Source organism: Neorhizobium sp. CSC1952, from assembly GCF_030378245.1.
Lineage (GTDB): Bacteria > Pseudomonadota > Alphaproteobacteria > Rhizobiales > Rhizobiaceae > Neorhizobium > Neorhizobium oryzae_A.
Map to the genome: position 1 here is coordinate 3,546,596 of NZ_CP128416.1, position 16,681 is coordinate 3,563,276.

The following is a 16,681-nucleotide window of genomic DNA, read 5'->3' on the forward strand; positions in this document are numbered from 1 at the left end:
ATGCTCAAGGATTTTTCCGTCTCCGCCCTGATGATGGGCCTGCTCACCGCTTTCGTCGGCTTCATCAGTTCCTTCGCCGTCATCATGCAGGGGCTGCAGGCCATGGGGGCCACGGCACCGCAAATCGCTTCCGGACTGGCCGCGCAGTCGATTTCGACCGGCGTCCTCGCGATCGTGTTTTCCGTGTGGTTCCGCATGCCGGTCAGCATGGCCTGGACGACGCCCGGCGCGGCGCTGCTCGCCGGCATCGGCGTGATCGAGGGCGGGTTTCCGGCCGCGGTCGGCGCGTTTGCCGTCTGCGGCGTGCTGATCATCCTGTCCGGCCTTTTCCGACCGCTGGGGTGGGCCATTCGAGCCATCCCGGCGCCGCTCGCCAACGCGATGCTCGCCGGCATCCTGCTCAGCCTTTGTCTCGCGCCGATCAAGGCGGTGGCGTTCAATGCGGCGCTCGGGTTGCCGATCGTGCTCACCTGGATGGTTGTGGTGTCGCGCTGGCGGCTCTGGGCGGTGCCGGCCTCGCTCGGCGCGCTGATCCTGGTGCTCGTCTTCGGAGTGGACCTGCCGCCGGATGCGATGGGGCAGATCGGCGCCGCCATCCATCCGGGCTTCACCTTCATCGAACCGGTGTTCACCCTGCATGGCGCGATCTCGGTGGCGATCCCGCTTTTCATCGTCACCATGGCCTCTCAGAATATTCCGGGCATTGCCATTCTCAAGGTCCATAATTACGAGCCGCCGCCGGGCGTGCTCTTCGCCGGGACCGGCATCTTCACCATTCTCGGCGGGCTGGTGGGGGGCGTGCCGGTCAACATGGCCGCAATCACGGCTGCCATGTGCGCCAGCGAGGATGCCCATCCGGACCCCGCGAAACGTTACTGGGCGACGATCGTCAGCGGCTTCGGCTATATCGCACTCGGGCTCGTCGCCGGCGGCACCATCGCCTTCGTGTCGCTGGCGCCTCCGATCCTGCTGCAGGCGGTCGCCGGCCTCGGCCTGATCAATGCTTTCGCCAGCTCGGCTTTCGCGGCCTACCGGGAGCCGGAAACGCGCGAAGCGGCGGCGATCACCTTCCTTGTCACCGCGTCCGGCCTTTCCTTCGCAGGCATTTCCGGTGCCTTCTGGGGGCTGATCGCCGGCGGCGTCATGATGGCGCTTACCCGTTTCATGCGGTCCGCGAAAAAGTGAACAGGGGCTTGCCTCGATTTTTTCCCGCGGTTATACATCCTGCCCATGACCATGACAGGCGCAATCATGTCCAGCCGTTCGTCCACCTGCCGCATCGCGGCCGGGGCACCGGTTTTTGCGCTTTCCTCGCTTCTTAGCCTCGACCTTACGCGCGGTTGCCGGGTCCGTTGAGGAGCGCCCGGCGGCCGAAAAGCCCTGCCGGCGTAAGAGCTCCTCTCACGAACATTCAAGACCGATAGAGAAAAGACCGCGTAAGGTCCGCACCGATCATGGCCAATCCTCCGGATGCCGCGGTGCGTAAAGAGAGACGAAGACAATGGACGCCAAAACCTATTCTCCCAAACAGGGCATGCCGCAGGCGGCGGTGAAATACCGGGCCTATCCGACGATCGACATCCCCGACCGGACCTGGCCGTCGAAAACCATCGCCAAGGCACCGATCTGGTGCTCGGTGGACCTGCGCGACGGCAACCAGTCGCTGGTCAACCCGATGGGGCATGACCGCAAGGCCCGCATGTTCAAGCTGCTGCTCGACATGGGGTTCAAGGAAATCGAGGTCGGCTTTCCTTCCGCCTCGCAGACCGACTTCGACTTCGCCCGCTGGTGCGTGGAGGAGGGCGGCGTGCCGGACGACGTCTCCATGCAGGTCCTCGTCCAGTGCCGGCCGGAACTGATCACCCGCACGTTCGAGGCGCTGGAAGGCGCCAAGCACCCGATCATACATTTCTACAACTCCACCTCCGAGCTGCAGCGCCGCGTGGTATTCGCCAAGGATGTCCATGGCATCAAGCAGATCGCGGTCGATGCGGCGAAGATGATCACCGACATGGCCGCGAAGGCCGGCGGGGACTACCGCTTCCAGTATTCGCCTGAAAGCTTTACCGGCACCGAACTCGACGTGGCGCTGGAGATCTGCAATGCCGTGATCGAGGTGGTGAAGCCCACCGCCGACAACAAGCTGATCATCAACCTGCCGTCCACGGTCGAGATGGCGACGCCGAACGTCTATGCCGACCAGATCGAGTGGATGTGCCGGCAGATCGACAACCGCGAGAACATCATCATCTCGCTGCATCCGCATAACGACCGGGGCACCGGCATCGCCGCGACGGAACTCGGTCTGATGGCCGGCGCCGATCGCGTCGAGGGCACGCTGTTTGGCAATGGAGAGCGCACCGGCAACGTGGACGTGGTGACGCTGGCGCTCAACATGTACACGCAGGGCATCGATCCCGAACTGGACTGCTCGAACATCGAACACATCAAGGATGTCTACGAATATTCCAACGAGATGAAGATCCCGGAGCGCCATCCTTACGTGGGCGAACTGGTCTATACCGCCTTTTCGGGCTCGCACCAGGACGCGATCAACAAGGGCATGAAGGCGATCAAGGTCGCCAACCATCCGGTATGGGAAGTGCCCTATCTGCCGATCGATCCGCAGGATGTCGGACGTTCCTACGAGGCGATCATCCGCATCAACTCGCAGTCCGGCAAGGGCGGCATCGCCTATATCCTCCAGGCGGATTACGGCATCAATCTGCCGCGCAACCTGCAGGTGGAGTTCCGCGAGGACATCCAGCGCATCACCGACGAAGAGGGCAAGGAGCTTCCTTCGAAGCGTATCTATGAGCGCTTCATCGAGCGTTATGTGGAGCAGCCCGGCGCGCGGTTGAAATTCGTCGACCACCATACCTATCCGGCCGGCGGCGACCACAAGGGCATCCGCATCGTGGCGGCGGAGATCACCGATCGCGGCGAGACGAAACGCATCGAGGGCAAGGGGACCGGTCCGATCGACGGTTTCATCAACGCGCTGTCGACCTATCTGGGGATCGATCTCTCGGTGGCCGACTACTCCGAGCACTCGCTGCAGCACGGTTCCAACGCCTCGGCGATCGCCTATGTGGAGATGGAGCATCCGGGCGGAAAACTCTTCGGCGCCGGGATCAACACGAATATCGTGGCGGCTTCGCTGGAGGCGATCGTTTCCGCCGCCAACCGGGTGCTGGAGGAGCGGCAGGGCTAAGCCGGGCTGCCCCTCGGGCCTAAATCAATCCCGCGGCCTTGGCGGCGATGTCGTCGAGGTCTGCCGCGGAGGAGGGGCCGATCACCATGTAGGTGGCAAGCGGGGTGACCCAGGTGACGAGCCCGGTGTCGTTGCGGATCTCCTCGATGGAGCGGTTGCCCTCCGGCCTGGTCTTGGTGAAGGAGATGGCAATCACGTCGCCGTCTCCTTCCCCGTCGGTGCGCCGGTAGAGAAGCTGGCCGACCGGCGTGCCGCCGGCCGTGAAGAGCCGGGCGCCCTGGAAGGTCAGGCCGCTGTCTCCGAGATCGGGAATCCGGAAGCCGACCCCCGTATTGGTCGTCAGCCATTCGAGTATGTCCGCCGCCCTTTCGGCCGGTATCTCGGCAAGATGATTGGTCTGGCGCGCATAGAGCCGGTACTGGGCGATGATGTCGTCCAGCCAGTCACGGCTGCTCGCCCCAGGAGCCGAAATTGCCGTCACCTCCGGCGTGGCCGGACGGTTGCCGAGCATGTAGCCGGCCCCGCTACCCAGCGCGAAGAAAAGAAGACAGGCAGCGAGAACCCGAGGACCGGACGGCTTGAAGGCGATCGACGGGCGCGGCGCCTGCGGCAGGCGTACGGCCCGGCGCGGCAGCGGTGCGTTCCTGATGGCGCGCACGAGATCGAGCGGCACGGGTTCCTTCAGCATGTCGTCGAAGGCTTGCCGGCCGATATCGGCGCCGCGCTTCAGCGTGTCGTGCAGCGCGCGCGCCTGCGGATCGTTGACCAGCAATTCCTCGACCGAGTGCCTGTCGTGTTCGCCGGCTTCGCCGTCGACATAGGCGGAAAGCCGCAATTCCAGCGGTGACGGCTGAGCGGTGCTCATCGATCAGGCTCTCCGCTCGCTCGTTCGCACGCCGGTCGTGGCAAGATCGAGGCGGGCGGCACAGAGGCGGGTGGCGAGGAGATCGGGCTGGATGCCGAGGATGGCGGCGGCTTCTGAATAGGTGAAGCCTTCCACATCCACCAGAAGGAAAGCGCTTGCCAATCCGTCCGGCAGGGACACGACGAAATTCGACGGTTTGCGGCTTTCGGGCGCGCAGCCGGCGTCGACCAGGTCCGGATCCATCCGCCTGCGCTTCTTCGCCTCGTCCGCCCAGGTGCTGCGCATCATGCTGAAGAGCCAGTTCTCCAGCCGGCCTTCGCCCTTCCAGTGGTGGCTCTTCTGGATCGCCCTTCCGGCCACGTCGCGCACCAGTTCGTCCGCCTCCGGCGCGCCGCCCGTCAGCGTCAGCGCGAAGCGGCGCAGGCGCGGCAGGAGGGCGACAAGATCGCGCCGGATGTCGGTCGATGCATTCGGCTGGTTCATGGACAGGAGGCGGCTCTGCTTCTGATATGTTCCGATGACGGCAGTGGGGTTATTAGCTATGACTGGATTGTGGCGATTCCGCAACATTCGCGCCGATTAGTCTACAACATTCTGGCCGCTTCGGGAATCGACAGCGCAGCCGGCGTTTCGCCGTAGAGGAGGCGGCTGTTGTCGAGCACGACGCCGTCGCCGCTTTCCGTCAGGCCGTACCGCTCGCAGAGCAGGTTCCAGGCGCCGGGTTCGCCCGACAGCGTGAAGAGGTTGTAGGCGGCGCGCGGCTTGTGGCCGCCAGGCCCCTGGGAGGCGGAGGCTATGCCGACCACCGGAACCTGACCCTGGTGGCTCCTCAGCCAGTAAAGCGTGTTCAGGTGGGTGTGGCCGTGCAGCACGAGCTCGGCGCCTCCGGTGGAGATCGCCGCGGCGAAACGGCGGATGCCGAGCATGCGCTTGTGGGAAGAGGTGGCGCCGCGGATCGGCGGGTGGTGGATCAGCACGACGCGAAAGAGGCCTTCATCGCCCGCCTTCTTCAACAGGTTCACCGTCTCGCGCGCCTGGCGGGGACTATAATAACCGGACGCCGAAAAGGGGGGCGTGGCGTTGGATGTGGAGCAGCCGATGATCGCGATGGGGCCGCGGCGGCGATAGGTGGGGAAGACGTGATCGTCTTCCGGCCAGTCCTTCGGATCGTCGTCGCTGGCGATGAAGGGATACCAGGCCTTGACCGACTTGTCGTGGGCGCCCGGCACGTAGGCGTCGTGATTGCCGGGCACCACGGTGGTGTCGAGCGGACTGCCGATCGTCTCCAGCCATTCGCCGGCGAGCTTGGTCTCGATGCCGGTCGCAAGATTGACGAGATCGCCGGTGATGACGAGCTGATCGGGTTCGTGCGTCTTCAAATCGCTCAAAAGCAGGTCGAGCGTATTGACGAAAAGGTGCTTGCGCCGGTTCCGGTGCCAGTTCACAAAGCCGGTGATCCGTTTAGAGAAAAGTTCACGCAGCGTGAGCTTCGGAAGCGGTCCCAGATGGATGTCGGAAATATGCGCGAATTTGAACATGGCGCACACATAACGCATAAGCCGATAAATCGTTATCGATTTTCTGGCCCCTCCCGGAGTTATGAATGAGTGACGAAGGCATCCCGGAAATCCGGGGATTTCGGACGCGGGCGCTGGTCTGGCTGATGCACCGGTTCTTCCTCGTGAGGCGTGGCATGACGCTCGGCGTGCGCGCCGCATGCTTCGATGCGGAAGGCCGCATCTTCCTCGTCCGCCATACATACATCCCCGGCTGGTACATGCCGGGCGGCGGCATGGAGCCGCTGGAGACGGCGCTCGACGCTCTGAGGAAGGAATTGCGGGAAGAGGGCAATCTCGAGATCCGCGGCGAGGCGGAGCTTTTCCATGTCTATTACAACCGCAACGCCAGCAGGCGCGACCACGTGCTGTTCTATCGGGTGACCGTGGAGCAGACGGCACCGCGCGCACCCGACCGGGAGATCGCCGAGAGCGGTTTCTTCCCATTGGACGCCCTGCCGAAGGACACGACCAGCGCGACGCGGAGACGGCTCAAGGAACTGGGCGGGGAGGCGGAGAGGTCGGATTATTGGTGAGGCTGCTGCCTCTCATAATAGCCCTCTTTCCCTTGAGGCAGGATGAGGAACCGAGCGAGTTCGGCTTGCGCCCTCTTCTCCCCAGCGGGGAGAAGTGCCGAGCAAAGCGAGGCGATGAGGGGGTGTACACGCGGCAGACGCGGCGCTGGATGATGGCTTCGCCCCCCTCATCCGCCCTGTCGGGCACCTTCTCCCCGCTGGGGAGTAGGAGAGGCTGCTGCCGTCTCATCATTCCATAGAAGCATCAGCAATTGCCCTGCCGCGAGCGGGGAGAGGGGCGAGGGCGGGGATTTCAAATCAAGCCGCCTGCTTCAGCTTCTCCCGCCCGTGCGGCGCGTCGAGATCGATCGTTGGGCCGGCAGGCACGATGCCGGTCGGGTTGATGGTCAGGTGGCTCCGGTAATAGTGGTTCTTGATGTGGAGGAGGTTGCAGGTCTCGGCCACGCCCGGATGCTGATAGAGGTCGCGCAGGTAGCCTGAGAGGTTCGGGTAATCGGCGATGCGGCGGATGTTGCACTTGAAGTGACCGACATAGACGGGGTCGAAGCGCAGAAGCGTCGTGAAGAGCCGCCAGTCGGCCTCGGTCAGGCGGTCGCCGAAGAGATAGCGGCTGCCGGCAAGGCGTTTTTCCAGAATGCCGAGCGTTTTGAACAGGCGGGCGACGGCTTCCTCGTAGGCCTCCTGCGTGGTCGCGAAACCGGCCTTGTAGACGCCGTTGTTGACGGTGTCGTAGACGATTGCGTTCAGCGCATCGATGTCGCCGCGCAGTTCCGCCGGGTAATAATCGGCGGTCGATCCCGTCAGCCCGTCGAAGGCGCTGTTGAACATGCGGATGATTTCCGAGCTCTCGTTGGAGACGATCGTCTGCTGTTGCTTGTCCCAGAGGACCGGCACCGTGACGCGGCCGGAATAGTGCGGATCGGCCTTCAGATAGACCTGGTAGAGGTAATCCAGGCCGTAGAGCGTATCGCCCGTGGCGCCATCACGCTGCTTGAATTCCCAGCCGTTCTCCAGCATCAGGTAATCGACGACGGAGACGGAGATCAGGTCTTCGAGCTTTTTCAGCTTGCGGAAGATCAGCGTGCGGTGCGCCCAGGGGCAGGCATAGGAGACGTAGAGGTGGTAACGCCCGGCCTCCGCCTTGAAGCCGGCCCTTCCGGAAGGACCGGCCGAGCCGTCGGCCGTTACCCAGTTGCGAAATTGCGAGGCCGCCCGTTTGAAATGGCCTTTGCTCTCTTTCGTGTCGTACCAGACGTCGTGCCATTTTCCATCGACGAGCATGCCCATGGCGGTCTCCTTCGGGTTCCTTTCGCACAAAGATACGGCAGCCGCGGGAGATTACGAGGCAGGAATTTATGAACGCTCTGTTTTTGCATTGGACGCGGCCACATTTTCCTGCTAGGTCGCTTTCCGCAATTTGGAGGCGAACCTCTCTCATGACCGAAGCACGGGCACTGCGACGACGCTGATCTCAAGACCAGGACGCCGATGAACGGCGTCATCGAGATCACTTGTCCTGTCCGCTCTTAATTTCACGGCTTCAGTCTCTCCATGCATAAGCACAACCTCCAGCCAAAGCACGAACTCGTCTATCTCACCGAGGATGCGTCCCACGACGACGTCATCGAACTCATCAATGCGGAAGCATTCGGTCCCGGCCGGCATGCGCGCGCCGCCGCGCGCATCCGCGAGCAGGGGCCGCATGACCGGTCGCTTTCCTTCGTCTGCACGGACGACGGCGAGACGATCGCTTCGGTCCGGATGACGCCGGTGCTGGCGGGGGGTGTGAAAGGGCATCTGCTCGGACCGCTCGCCGTCCGCCCGTCACACAAGAACCAGGGCATCGGCCGGGAGCTGGTGCGGATCGCGATCGAGGCGGCCAGACGGAAAGGGTCGGAGGCGGTGATCCTCGTCGGCGATCCGCCGTATTATTGCCCGCTCGGCTTCGAGAAGGTCGCCTACAACGCCCTGGAATTCCCGGGTCCCGTCGATCCGGCCCGCGTTCTCGTCGTACCGATTGCGGAAGACGTGCATTCCCGGCTCAAGGGAACAATCGGCTGGCGCGACTAGGACAATTCCATTAAGCCCTAGGACGGACCGGCAATGACCGCCGGCGATATTCGCCAATTCAGGGGGTGGGGCAATGACGGCGATTACCATGGACGAGGCGCTCAACCGCGCGGGGGCCGGGACTTATCAGCGGCGGTTGATGGGGATATTCGGCCTCGTCTGGACAGCGGACGCAATGCAGGTTCTGGCCGTCGGCTTCACCGCGGCATCGATCGCGGCGACCTTCGGGCTGACGGTGCCCCAGGCGCTGCAGACAGGCACGGTCTTCTTCCTCGGCATGCTGCTCGGCGCGATCGGTTTCGGCAGGCTCGCCGACCGGATCGGCCGCCGGCGCGTGCTGATCGTCACCGTCGCCTGCGACGCGCTGTTCGGCACGCTTTCGATCTTCGCGCCCGATTTCACCATCCTGCTCGTGCTCCGCTTCCTGACGGGCGCCGCCGTCGGCGGCACGCTTCCCGTCGACTACGCCATGATGGCGGAATTCCTGCCGGCCAAGAACCGCGGCCGCTGGCTGGTGCTGCTCGAAGGCTTCTGGGCGGTCGGCACACTGATCGTCGCGCTGGCCGCCTGGGCGGCGAGCCTTGCGGAAGTGGCGGATGCCTGGCGATACATCTTCGCGGTCACCGCGCTTCCCGCGATCATCGGCATCGGCCTGCGCTTCCTCGTACCCGAATCGCCGCTCTATCTGATGCGTTCCGGCCGGGGAGACGAGGCCAAGGCGATCGTCGACCGGATGCTGGTCGTCAACGGCCATGCGCAGCTTCCGGCCGGGACCAGCCTCGTCACGCCCGCGCCGGTCCGGGCGACCGGCATCTTCTCCGGCGAGCTGCGCCAGCGCAGCCTCATGATACTGGCGATATGGTTTCTCGTCTCCGTCTCCTATTACGGCGTCTTCACCTGGATGCCGGCGAGGCTCGCGGGCGACGGCTTCGGCTTCGTGCGCGGTTACGGGTTCCTGGTTCTGGTGGCGCTCGCGCAGCTTCCGGGTTATGCGCTCGCGGCCTACGGGGTCGAGAAATGGGGCCGCAAGCCGACGCTGATCGGCTTCTGCCTGCTCTCCGCCCTCGGCTGCCTGCTCTTCGTCATGGCGCCGTTTGCTCTCCTCATCGGGATTTCGCTGCTGGTCATGAGTTTTGCGCTGCTCGGCACCTGGGGCGCGCTTTATGCCTATACGCCGGAACTCTATCCGACGACGTCGCGCGCGACGGGCATGGGGGCGGCCGGCGCCATGGCGCGGCTCGGCGGGCTGCTCGCCCCGTCGCTGGTGGGCTATGTCGTGGCGCAGGGTTTCGGGCTGACGATCGGCATCTTCGCCGGCCTGCTGGTGGTCGCCGCATTCGCCGCGACCCTGATCAATGCGGAAACGCGCGAGGCTTCGCTCGCCTGATCTCCGGGGAAATTCAGAACCGCTTTTCCAGCCAAGTCACCGAATGGCCTCCCGCGAGGTCCCTCAGCCTGCCGATCTCGCAATAGCCTTGCTTCAGATAAAGCCTGAGGGCCTGCGGGTTCATCGTGTCGATATAGGCGCCCATGCAGCCGCGGGCGCGGGCCTCCGTTTCGGCCATGTCCAGCATGCGGGCGGCAAGCCCCCGGCCGCGCAACCCGTCGGGAATGTAAAGCATTGCGACATAGAGCCAGCCGCGCCCGGTATAGCCGGTCAATCCGCCGATGACCTTGCCGCCGTCATCGTAGAGCGGCACGGCGAGCTCCCGGCGGTCGCTCTGCCCGAACGTCGCGACGTTATAGGCCTTCAGGCGATTGAGGATGATTTCCTCTTCCTCGGGAGCAACGCCTTCGGTGAGTTTCAGCTCGATATCCATGCGCTCTGTCCCGTCCGGGAGTTGGAGAGCGAATGGATAGCCTAAAGCGCCTTTTTGAGGAAGGTGCGGGTGCGGCCCTTCGGAAAATCCGGCAGCTCGCCGAAGATCTCGTAGCCCTGACGCATATAGGCCTTGCGGGCGAGGGGGCTGAACGTATCGATCCAGGCGCCATGGCAACCGCGGGCGCGTGCCTCATTCTCCGCTTCCGCGAGCAGCCTGCCGGCCATGCCGCTGCCGCGCAGTGCTTCCGGGATGAAGAGCCATTGGGTGAAAAGCCAGCCCCAGGCGGTATAGCCCGACAGCCCGCCGATCACGCTTCCTTCGACATCGCGGATCAGCACGGCGAGCGGCTTGCGCTCCGAAGGTCCGACATCGGCGTCGTTGAAGGCGGAGAGGCCTTCGCCGATCGCAGCCAGTTCGTCGCTCGAGGCCGAGGCGGTCACTTCCAGTCGGGACATGTCTTTACCGGCCCTCGCGCCACCACATGGCGGAGACGGCGAAGAGCAGCGCGGCGAGGCCGGCAAAGCCGGCAAACAGCGGCAGCGTGTTGATGCCGCGCAGCACGGTCTCGTCGGTGAGCCGGATGACCATGCGGTCCGGATCGCTGACGCGCACCTCACCGCGCACCGGCAGGATATCCGGCAGCGATATGCCGCTTCCCGAGGCGACGCGGGTGACGAGGCCCCTGGTCTTGTCGGCATAGGGCTGCAGGGTCTCCTCGGTCGAGATCATCGCCTTGAATTCCGGCGCATCGACGGTGCCGACATGCACGAGGGTCGAGAACTCGCCGTTGGTGACCTCGAAAAGGCCGGTCTCCTCCATACGACGCTCCAGCCGGTATTGGCCGGGACCGGCTTCAGTCATCGGCACCGTCTCGGTGCGGCCGGACGGATAGCGGATGGTCGCGGGGCCGGGATCGTCGCCGATCGTCTGGCGGGTCGCTTCCAGCGTGCGGCCGACGGCGCGGGCGGTCAGCGCCTCTTCCTCGAGCTCCGGCTCCTTCATCAGCCAGTGGGCGATGCGGCGATAGAGCGAGACATGCGGGCCGCCGCCTTCGAAGCCGCGCGCCCAGAGCCAGCCCTGGTCGGAGAGCAGCATGGCGACGCGGCCCTGACCCTGCCGGTTGAGGACGAGGAGGGGGCGGTTGCCGTCGCCTTCCATGACGGTCTGACCCTGCGGCGTGCCGACATCGATGGTGCGGAACCAGCGGCCCCAGGCGGGCGGATTCTGGCCCGAACCGTCGAGCCCGCGGGTGACCGGGTGCTTCTGGCCGGCTTCGGAAAGATGCGGGAAGAACGCTGCGTTGTGGACCTGGCCGGTCGGGGCGGCGGGCAGGACCTGTTCCAGCGGCGTCGATGCGATGGAATCCTCGCCCGCATGTTCGGGCCCCGCGGCGATTAGCAGCGCGCCGCCGTTCTGCACGTATTGAGCGATGTAATCGTAATAGAGGATCGGCAGGACGCCGCGGTGCTTGTAGCGGTCGAAGATGATCAGGTCGAAATCCTTGATCCTCTCGACGAAGAGCTCACGGGTCGGGAAGGCGATCAGCGACAGTTCGTTGATCGGCGTGCCGTCCTGCTTTTCCGGCGGGCGCAGGATGGTGAAATGGACGAGGTCGACGGAGGCGTCGGACTTCAACAGGTTACGCCAGGCGCGCTCGCCCGCATGCGGCTCGCCGGAGACGAGCAGGACGCGCAGGTTCTGGCGGATGCCGTCGATGACATGGACGGCGCGGTTGTTGGCGGTCGTGACTTCGCCCGGAAGCTCGGCGACGGAGAATTCCATCACGTTGTTGCCGCCGCGCGCGACGGTGAAGGAAAAGGGCGTCTCGGCGCCCGGTGTCGCCTGGAGCGTGGCGATCTGCTGGCCGTTCATGCGCACCGTCACCTCGGCCGTACCGCCATTGGAGCGGCCGTCGTCGAAGACGCGCAGCGTCAGTTCCTGTGCTTCGCCGACAATCCCGAACCGGGGCGCGCGCACCACTTCGACGCGGCGGTCGAATTCGTCCGGCTGACCGGTGATGAGGCCGTGGACGGGGGCGTTGAAACCGAGGTCCTGGTTGACGCCGGGGAGGTCGTGGATCTGGCCGTCGGTCAGGAAGACCGCGCCGCCGATGCGGGCCGGCGGAACGTCGGAGATCGCCGAGCGGAGCGCGGTGAAAAGCTTGGTGGCCGGCGTATCGGTATCCCCGTCGTCATCGACCTCGACGACGCGGGTCTCGATGCGCGGGTAGCGCGAGAAACGGTCCTGGAGGCTCGCAAGCGCCTCGTCGGTCTGCTCGCGGCGTTCGGCGGTATCCTGGCTCTGGGAACGGTCGACGATGACCGGCACGATGGTCGAGAGCGGCTCGCGATCCTCCTGCGTCAGCATCGGATTGGCGAGCGCCAGAAGCAGGGCGGCGAGCGCCAGCGTGCGCAGCGTCGCACCCCGCACGCCACGCCAGAAACCGAGCGCGGCGAGGATCAGCGCGAAGACACCGAAGCCGGCAAGAAGAGGCCAGGAGAAGAAGGGTGCGAATTCTATGGTCATGAGGTTTTCCCTCTATTGGCCAGGGAAGTTGCATTTGGCCGGACGGAGCGGCGTACTCCCACAGATCTCCCCCCTTGAGGGGGAGATGTCACGAGAGTGACAGAGGGGGGTAGCAACGGTGCGGCAAATAGGAAGCTTGATGATGTGCAGGCCGGCACCCCCCTCTGCCCTGCCGGGCATCTCCCCCTCAAGGGGGGAGATCGGCCAGATGCACCGCTTTCCCGCGTAAGGCATACCGCCATGCCACTTGCCGAAGGAGGGGTTCGAAGGACGGTGCCGGATGAAGGGCGATGGACCATGCGCAACCGCCTTTCCCTACTGTCCCAGCCGCTCAAGCAGAGCCGGCACGTGCACCTGGTCGGCTTTGTAGTTGCCGGTGAGCATGTACATCATGATGTTGACGCCGGCGCGGTAGGCGTATTCGCGCTGCATCTCGTCCGGCGGCACGGTCGGCAGGACCGGCGCGCCCTGGGGATCGATCGCCCAGGCGCCGGCAAAGTCGTTGCCGGTGATGAGAAGCGGCGTCACGCCGTCGCCGGACGAGGAAAGCTGCGCGCCGGACGCCCTCGCATCCTGCCGAGCCTCGACCCAGAGCGGGCTGCCGGTATAGCGGCCGGGAAAGTTGGTCAGCAGGTAGAAGGAGCGCGTGAGGACGTGATCCTCGGGTGTCGGCTCCAGCGGCGGAATGTCGATGTTGGCAAGGATCGCCTGCAGGCGTTCGCCGTTCGGCGTCGTGCCGCCGCCGTCGAGCGCCGAATACTGGTCGCGGGTATCGAAGAGCACGGTGCCGCCGTTGCGCATATAGGCGTCGATGCGCGAGATCGCGGCCTGCGACGGCATCGGCGCGTTGGCGGAGATCGGCCAGTAGATGATCGGATAGAAGGAGAGCTCGTCCTTGGTGATGTCGAGGCCGACCGGCGCGCCGGGCTCGAGCGTCGTGCGGTAGGTGAGGAACTGGCTCAGGCCTTCGAGACCCTGTTCGGACAGGCGATCGACATCCCCTTCGCCGGTGACGACATAGGCGAGATGGGTGGTGTCGAGCCGCTCGAGAATCTGCTCGTCGCCGGGTTTCGAGCCGGCTCCGGGCTGCATCTCCTGCGCCTGGCCCTGTCCGGGTGCGAAGGCGAAAAGGCCGAAGGCGAGGGCTGCGATCGCGGCGGTGGCGGCGCCGCGGCCGCGGCGAGGGCCACGCGGCACGCGGGAGAAGGCGCCGTTCATGAAGAGCACGACCAGGCTGTCGAGCACTAGAAGCGCGAAGGCCGCGGCAAACAGGGCAGGGCGGAGCGAGACGGCCTCGCCGCCCGCAAGACCCTCGCGGGCGATCGGCCGGCCGGCTGCTGCCGGATCGAAGGGAGCGATGACGGTGCGGGGGGCGAGCAGGTTGACGGCAGTGAAGCCGTCCTCCGTGCCGTAGAGGCCGGGCGGATGGTCGAAGCTTGCGACCGGCGTCTGACCGGCGGCGACCGCGATCGGCCGCGCGGTGCCGGTCTCCGTGGTCAGGATGCCGTCGGCCGTCAGCAGCCGATAGGGCGGCAGCGTCGCGGCGGCTGCGCCATCGGTACCGGAGCCGGAGGAGGCTGCACCGCCGGCGCGGGCGAGCTGGACGAGACGGCGCAGCATCTCGACGAAATTGCCGGAGAGCGGCAGGTTCGACCAGGTCGCCTCGGCGCTCGTGTGGAAGAGCACGATGCGGCCGGCCTCGACTTCCTTTTCGGTGATGAGAGGCGTGCCGTCGGCAAGGCTTGCCCAGGTGCGTTCCGCAAGGTCCGGCGTCGGTTCGGCAAGCACCTGGCGGGTGACGGTGATGTCGGCGGCGCGCGGCATGCCGGCGAAGGGACCGAAGCCGGGGAAATCGGCAAGCGACTGGGGTTCGGACCAGGACATGGCGCCGCCGAGGGCGCGTTCGCCCTGACGCAGGATGACGGGCACGAGCGGATCGTCGGCGGGTGCTGCGGCAAGGCGCGGGCCGGCGAAGCGGATCAGCGTGCCGCCACGGGAAATCCATTGCTGCAGCGGCGCGTATGTCTCGGCCGGTAGGCGGCCGACATCGGCCATGATGATGGCGGACGGATTGCCTTCGAGGATCTGCGGGATCGAGACGGAAAGATCGGCGGTGTTCGGCTGGATGATGTCCGCATAGGGCTGCAGCGCGCGGCTGATGTAATAGAGCGGCTGGAGCAGCGGCTGGAAGTCGCTGCCGCTTTCGCCGGCAATCAGCGCGACGCGGCGGCGCTTGAAGCCGTCGTCGAGAAGATGCGCGGCGCCGGCCGTCGCAAGACCCTCGACGCCGAGACGCGCGAAATCATTGCGCAGTTCGAAGGGCGACGTGATCTCTGCCGTCGCCGTCGATGCACCGGCTGCGAAGTCCAGCGTTCCGGCGGCGAGCGCACGGCCCTGCGTGTCGAGCGCGTTGACGGTCAATTGTCGCGGCGCGGCGGTCGAAAGGCGGGTGGCGGTGACCGACATGGCGCCGGCATTGTTGACCGCATCGGTGATCGCGACGGCGCTGTGTCCGTCGCCTTCGATGAGGCGCATCTCGGTCGGCGACAGGGCGGCGAGCGCCGACATGGCCTGATCGTCATCCGGGGCGGCGATACCGTCGGAGAGAATGACGAGCGTGCCGGGGCGCGTGCCGTTCATGGCTTCGCTGACGGCTTCGGCGGCGCGGGCGCGATCCGGCACGAGCGGCCTGGGGCTTGCGGCGGCGAGCTTGTCGCGGGCGGCCGCGGCAGTTCCCGGCACGGCCTCGTGGCTCGTATCGGCGGTGAAGGTGATCGAGACGGGCACGTCGGCGCTTTCGGCATCGTCGATCAGAAGGTCGGCGGTCCGGACGCGGCGTTCCCAATCGGCGGCGGTCGCCCAGCCGTTGTCCACGACGAGAACGAGCGGCCCTCCGCCGTTCAGCGAGCTGGCGCGCGGGTTCATTACCGGATCGGCGATCGCGAGGATCACGGCGGCGGCTAGCAGCATGCGCAGAAGCGTCAGCCACCAGGGGCTTTTCGACGGCGTTTCCTCGCGCTTCAGAACGCTCGCGAGGATTTTCAGGGGCGGAAAGACTTCCGCCTTCGGCCGCGGCGGCGTGAGGCGCAGGAGCCACCAGATGACCGGCAACGCGATGAGGCCGAAGAGAATGGCGGGATTTGCGAAAGCGAGCGCGCTCATCATGACCGTTCTCCGCCCGAACGGCGCGCCGGCATGCCGGACAGGTAGCTATGGACGGCAACCAGCGCCTCGGATGCGAGATGATCGGTCCGGTGGAAGACGAAGCTCCAGCCGAGCCGGCGCAGTCCTTCGCCGAGCGCCTCGCGGCGGGCGAGATAGGCGCGCTGGTAATCCTCGCGGATCGTTTCCGCGCGGCCGGAGACGAGCTTTTCGCCGGTTTCGGGATCGGTGAATTCCGTGCGTCCGGTATAGGGGAAAGTCTCCTCGGCCGGATCGGCGATCTCGACCACGTGGCCGCGCAGGCCCCGGCGGCCGAGCGGCGTGATACGATCCATCACCTGGTCGGCATCATCGAGGAAATCGCCGATCAGCACGATATCGCTGTGGCCGCGGATCATGGCGGTTTCCGGCAGGCCGGTGGTCAGCGGCGCATGCATGATGGCGGCGGCGAGCCGCTCGGCGGCGTTGCGGGCCGAAACCGGCTCCATGATGCCGGGACATCCGATCCGCTCGCCGGAGCGGGCCAGGATTTCGGCAAGCGCCAGCATCAGCACCAGCGCGCGGCTTTCCTTCGAGACGAGGGCGAGCGTGGACTTGTACATCATCGACGGCGACATGTCGGCCCAGAGCCAGACGGTGTGGGCGGCTTCCCATTCGCGGTCGCGGACATAGGTATGGTCGTCGCGGGCGGAGCGGCGCCAGTCGATGCGCGACAGGCTCTCGCCTTCCGCATAGGGCCGGAACTGCCAGAAATTCTCGCCGATGCCGCGCTTGCGGCGTCCATGCCAGCCGGCGATCACCGTATTGGCGATGCGCTTCGCCTCCACCATGCAGTCCGGCACCAGGATGGCACGCGCCTGGGCGCGGGAGAGGACTTCGCTACTCGGTGTCTGCTCTACGATCTGGCCGATGGATGCCACGCATTGTCC

The 16,681-nt window shown here is 65.6% G+C and carries 14 protein-coding genes; 5 read left to right on the top strand and 9 right to left on the bottom strand.

Going from position 1 to position 16,681, the window contains the following annotated elements; all coding sequences use genetic code 11:
• Together QTA58_RS17265 and leuA are read left to right on the top strand one after the other, a co-directional pair.
• Nucleotides 1–1,185, top strand: coding sequence for a benzoate/H(+) symporter BenE family transporter (locus tag QTA58_RS17265; RefSeq protein ID WP_289669765.1), 1,185 nt, complete (start codon nucleotides 1–3; stop codon nucleotides 1,183–1,185).
• Between the two features lie 316 nt (nucleotides 1,186–1,501).
• On the top strand, nucleotides 1,502–3,214 hold the full coding sequence (gene leuA, locus QTA58_RS17270) for a 2-isopropylmalate synthase (protein WP_289669766.1): 1,713 nt from the start codon (nucleotides 1,502–1,504) through the stop codon (nucleotides 3,212–3,214).
• A 19-nt stretch (nucleotides 3,215–3,233) separates the two neighbouring features.
• On the opposite strand, the gene QTA58_RS17275 is transcribed toward leuA, so the two are convergent.
• The 3 genes from QTA58_RS17275 to QTA58_RS17285 form a co-directional block, all read right to left on the bottom strand.
• Entirely contained in the window at nucleotides 3,234–4,079 is an 846-nt protein-coding gene (locus QTA58_RS17275; protein WP_289669767.1) for an anti-sigma factor, read from the bottom strand.
• Nucleotides 4,080–4,082: 3 nt separating this feature from the next.
• Nucleotides 4,083–4,562: a sigma factor gene (locus tag QTA58_RS17280; RefSeq protein ID WP_085424956.1), complete on the bottom strand. Its 480-nt coding sequence runs from the start codon at nucleotides 4,560–4,562 to the stop codon at nucleotides 4,083–4,085.
• A 101-nt stretch (nucleotides 4,563–4,663) separates the two neighbouring features.
• Nucleotides 4,664–5,617, bottom strand: a complete 954-nt coding sequence (locus QTA58_RS17285; protein ID WP_085425159.1) for a metallophosphoesterase — start codon at nucleotides 5,615–5,617, stop codon at nucleotides 4,664–4,666.
• 65 nt (nucleotides 5,618–5,682) lie between these two features.
• Here QTA58_RS17285 and QTA58_RS17290 point away from each other — a divergent pair, with 65 nt between their 5' ends.
• The gene (locus tag QTA58_RS17290) at nucleotides 5,683–6,171 is read left to right on the top strand and encodes an NUDIX domain-containing protein (RefSeq protein WP_085424955.1); all 489 of its coding nucleotides are present in this window, start codon (nucleotides 5,683–5,685) and stop codon (nucleotides 6,169–6,171) included.
• A gap of 297 nt (nucleotides 6,172–6,468) precedes the next feature.
• Here QTA58_RS17290 and QTA58_RS17295 read toward each other — a convergent pair whose 3' ends face one another.
• Nucleotides 6,469–7,458: a glutathione S-transferase family protein gene (locus tag QTA58_RS17295; protein ID WP_289669768.1), complete on the bottom strand. Its 990-nt coding sequence runs from the start codon at nucleotides 7,456–7,458 to the stop codon at nucleotides 6,469–6,471.
• Between the two features lie 264 nt (nucleotides 7,459–7,722).
• On the opposite strand from QTA58_RS17295, the gene QTA58_RS17300 reads away from it, so the two are divergent.
• Nucleotides 7,723–8,241, top strand: coding sequence for an N-acetyltransferase (locus QTA58_RS17300; protein WP_289669769.1), 519 nt, complete (start codon nucleotides 7,723–7,725; stop codon nucleotides 8,239–8,241).
• Nucleotides 8,242–8,314: 73 nt separating this feature from the next.
• The gene (locus QTA58_RS17305) at nucleotides 8,315–9,628 is read left to right on the top strand and encodes an MFS transporter (protein ID WP_085424952.1); all 1,314 of its coding nucleotides are present in this window, start codon (nucleotides 8,315–8,317) and stop codon (nucleotides 9,626–9,628) included.
• 13 nt (nucleotides 9,629–9,641) lie between these two features.
• On the opposite strand, the gene QTA58_RS17310 is transcribed toward QTA58_RS17305, so the two are convergent.
• From QTA58_RS17310 to QTA58_RS17330, 5 genes are all read right to left on the bottom strand, one after another.
• Nucleotides 9,642–10,061 carry a GNAT family N-acetyltransferase gene (locus QTA58_RS17310; protein WP_289669770.1) on the bottom strand — a complete coding sequence of 140 codons (420 nt, stop codon included), beginning with the start codon at nucleotides 10,059–10,061 and terminating at the stop codon, nucleotides 9,642–9,644.
• Nucleotides 10,062–10,102: 41 nt separating this feature from the next.
• The gene (locus tag QTA58_RS17315; RefSeq protein ID WP_289669771.1) at nucleotides 10,103–10,519 is read right to left on the bottom strand and encodes a GNAT family N-acetyltransferase; all 417 of its coding nucleotides are present in this window, start codon (nucleotides 10,517–10,519) and stop codon (nucleotides 10,103–10,105) included.
• Nucleotides 10,520–10,523: 4 nt separating this feature from the next.
• Nucleotides 10,524–12,590 (bottom strand): hypothetical protein, encoded by a 2,067-nt coding sequence (locus tag QTA58_RS17320; protein WP_289669772.1) that lies wholly within the window; start codon nucleotides 12,588–12,590, stop codon nucleotides 10,524–10,526.
• A 315-nt stretch (nucleotides 12,591–12,905) separates the two neighbouring features.
• Nucleotides 12,906–15,752: a DUF4159 domain-containing protein gene (locus QTA58_RS17325; protein ID WP_289673198.1), complete on the bottom strand. Its 2,847-nt coding sequence runs from the start codon at nucleotides 15,750–15,752 to the stop codon at nucleotides 12,906–12,908.
• Nucleotides 15,752–16,672, bottom strand: a complete 921-nt coding sequence (locus QTA58_RS17330) for a DUF58 domain-containing protein (RefSeq protein WP_289669773.1) — start codon at nucleotides 16,670–16,672, stop codon at nucleotides 15,752–15,754. Before QTA58_RS17330 ends, QTA58_RS17325 begins: the two co-directional genes overlap by 1 nt.
• Nucleotides 16,673–16,681: the final 9 nt, after the last annotated feature.

Coding starts and splice junctions, on each gene's coding strand:
- QTA58_RS17265 (WP_289669765.1), top strand. CDS start 1: ATGCTCAAGGATTTTTCCGTCTCCGCCCTGATGATGGGCCTGCTCACC.
- leuA (WP_289669766.1), top strand. CDS start 1,502: ATGGACGCCAAAACCTATTCTCCCAAACAGGGCATGCCGCAGGCGGCG.
- QTA58_RS17275 (WP_289669767.1), bottom strand. CDS start 4,079: ATGAGCACCGCTCAGCCGTCACCGCTGGAATTGCGGCTTTCCGCCTAT.
- QTA58_RS17280 (WP_085424956.1), bottom strand. CDS start 4,562: ATGAACCAGCCGAATGCATCGACCGACATCCGGCGCGATCTTGTCGCC.
- QTA58_RS17285 (WP_085425159.1), bottom strand. CDS start 5,617: ATGTTCAAATTCGCGCATATTTCCGACATCCATCTGGGACCGCTTCCG.
- QTA58_RS17290 (WP_085424955.1), top strand. CDS start 5,683: ATGAGTGACGAAGGCATCCCGGAAATCCGGGGATTTCGGACGCGGGCG.
- QTA58_RS17295 (WP_289669768.1), bottom strand. CDS start 7,458: ATGGGCATGCTCGTCGATGGAAAATGGCACGACGTCTGGTACGACACG.
- QTA58_RS17300 (WP_289669769.1), top strand. CDS start 7,723: ATGCATAAGCACAACCTCCAGCCAAAGCACGAACTCGTCTATCTCACC.
- QTA58_RS17305 (WP_085424952.1), top strand. CDS start 8,315: ATGACGGCGATTACCATGGACGAGGCGCTCAACCGCGCGGGGGCCGGG.
- QTA58_RS17310 (WP_289669770.1), bottom strand. CDS start 10,061: ATGGATATCGAGCTGAAACTCACCGAAGGCGTTGCTCCCGAGGAAGAG.
- QTA58_RS17315 (WP_289669771.1), bottom strand. CDS start 10,519: ATGTCCCGACTGGAAGTGACCGCCTCGGCCTCGAGCGACGAACTGGCT.
- QTA58_RS17320 (WP_289669772.1), bottom strand. CDS start 12,590: ATGACCATAGAATTCGCACCCTTCTTCTCCTGGCCTCTTCTTGCCGGC.
- QTA58_RS17325 (WP_289673198.1), bottom strand. CDS start 15,752: ATGAGCGCGCTCGCTTTCGCAAATCCCGCCATTCTCTTCGGCCTCATC.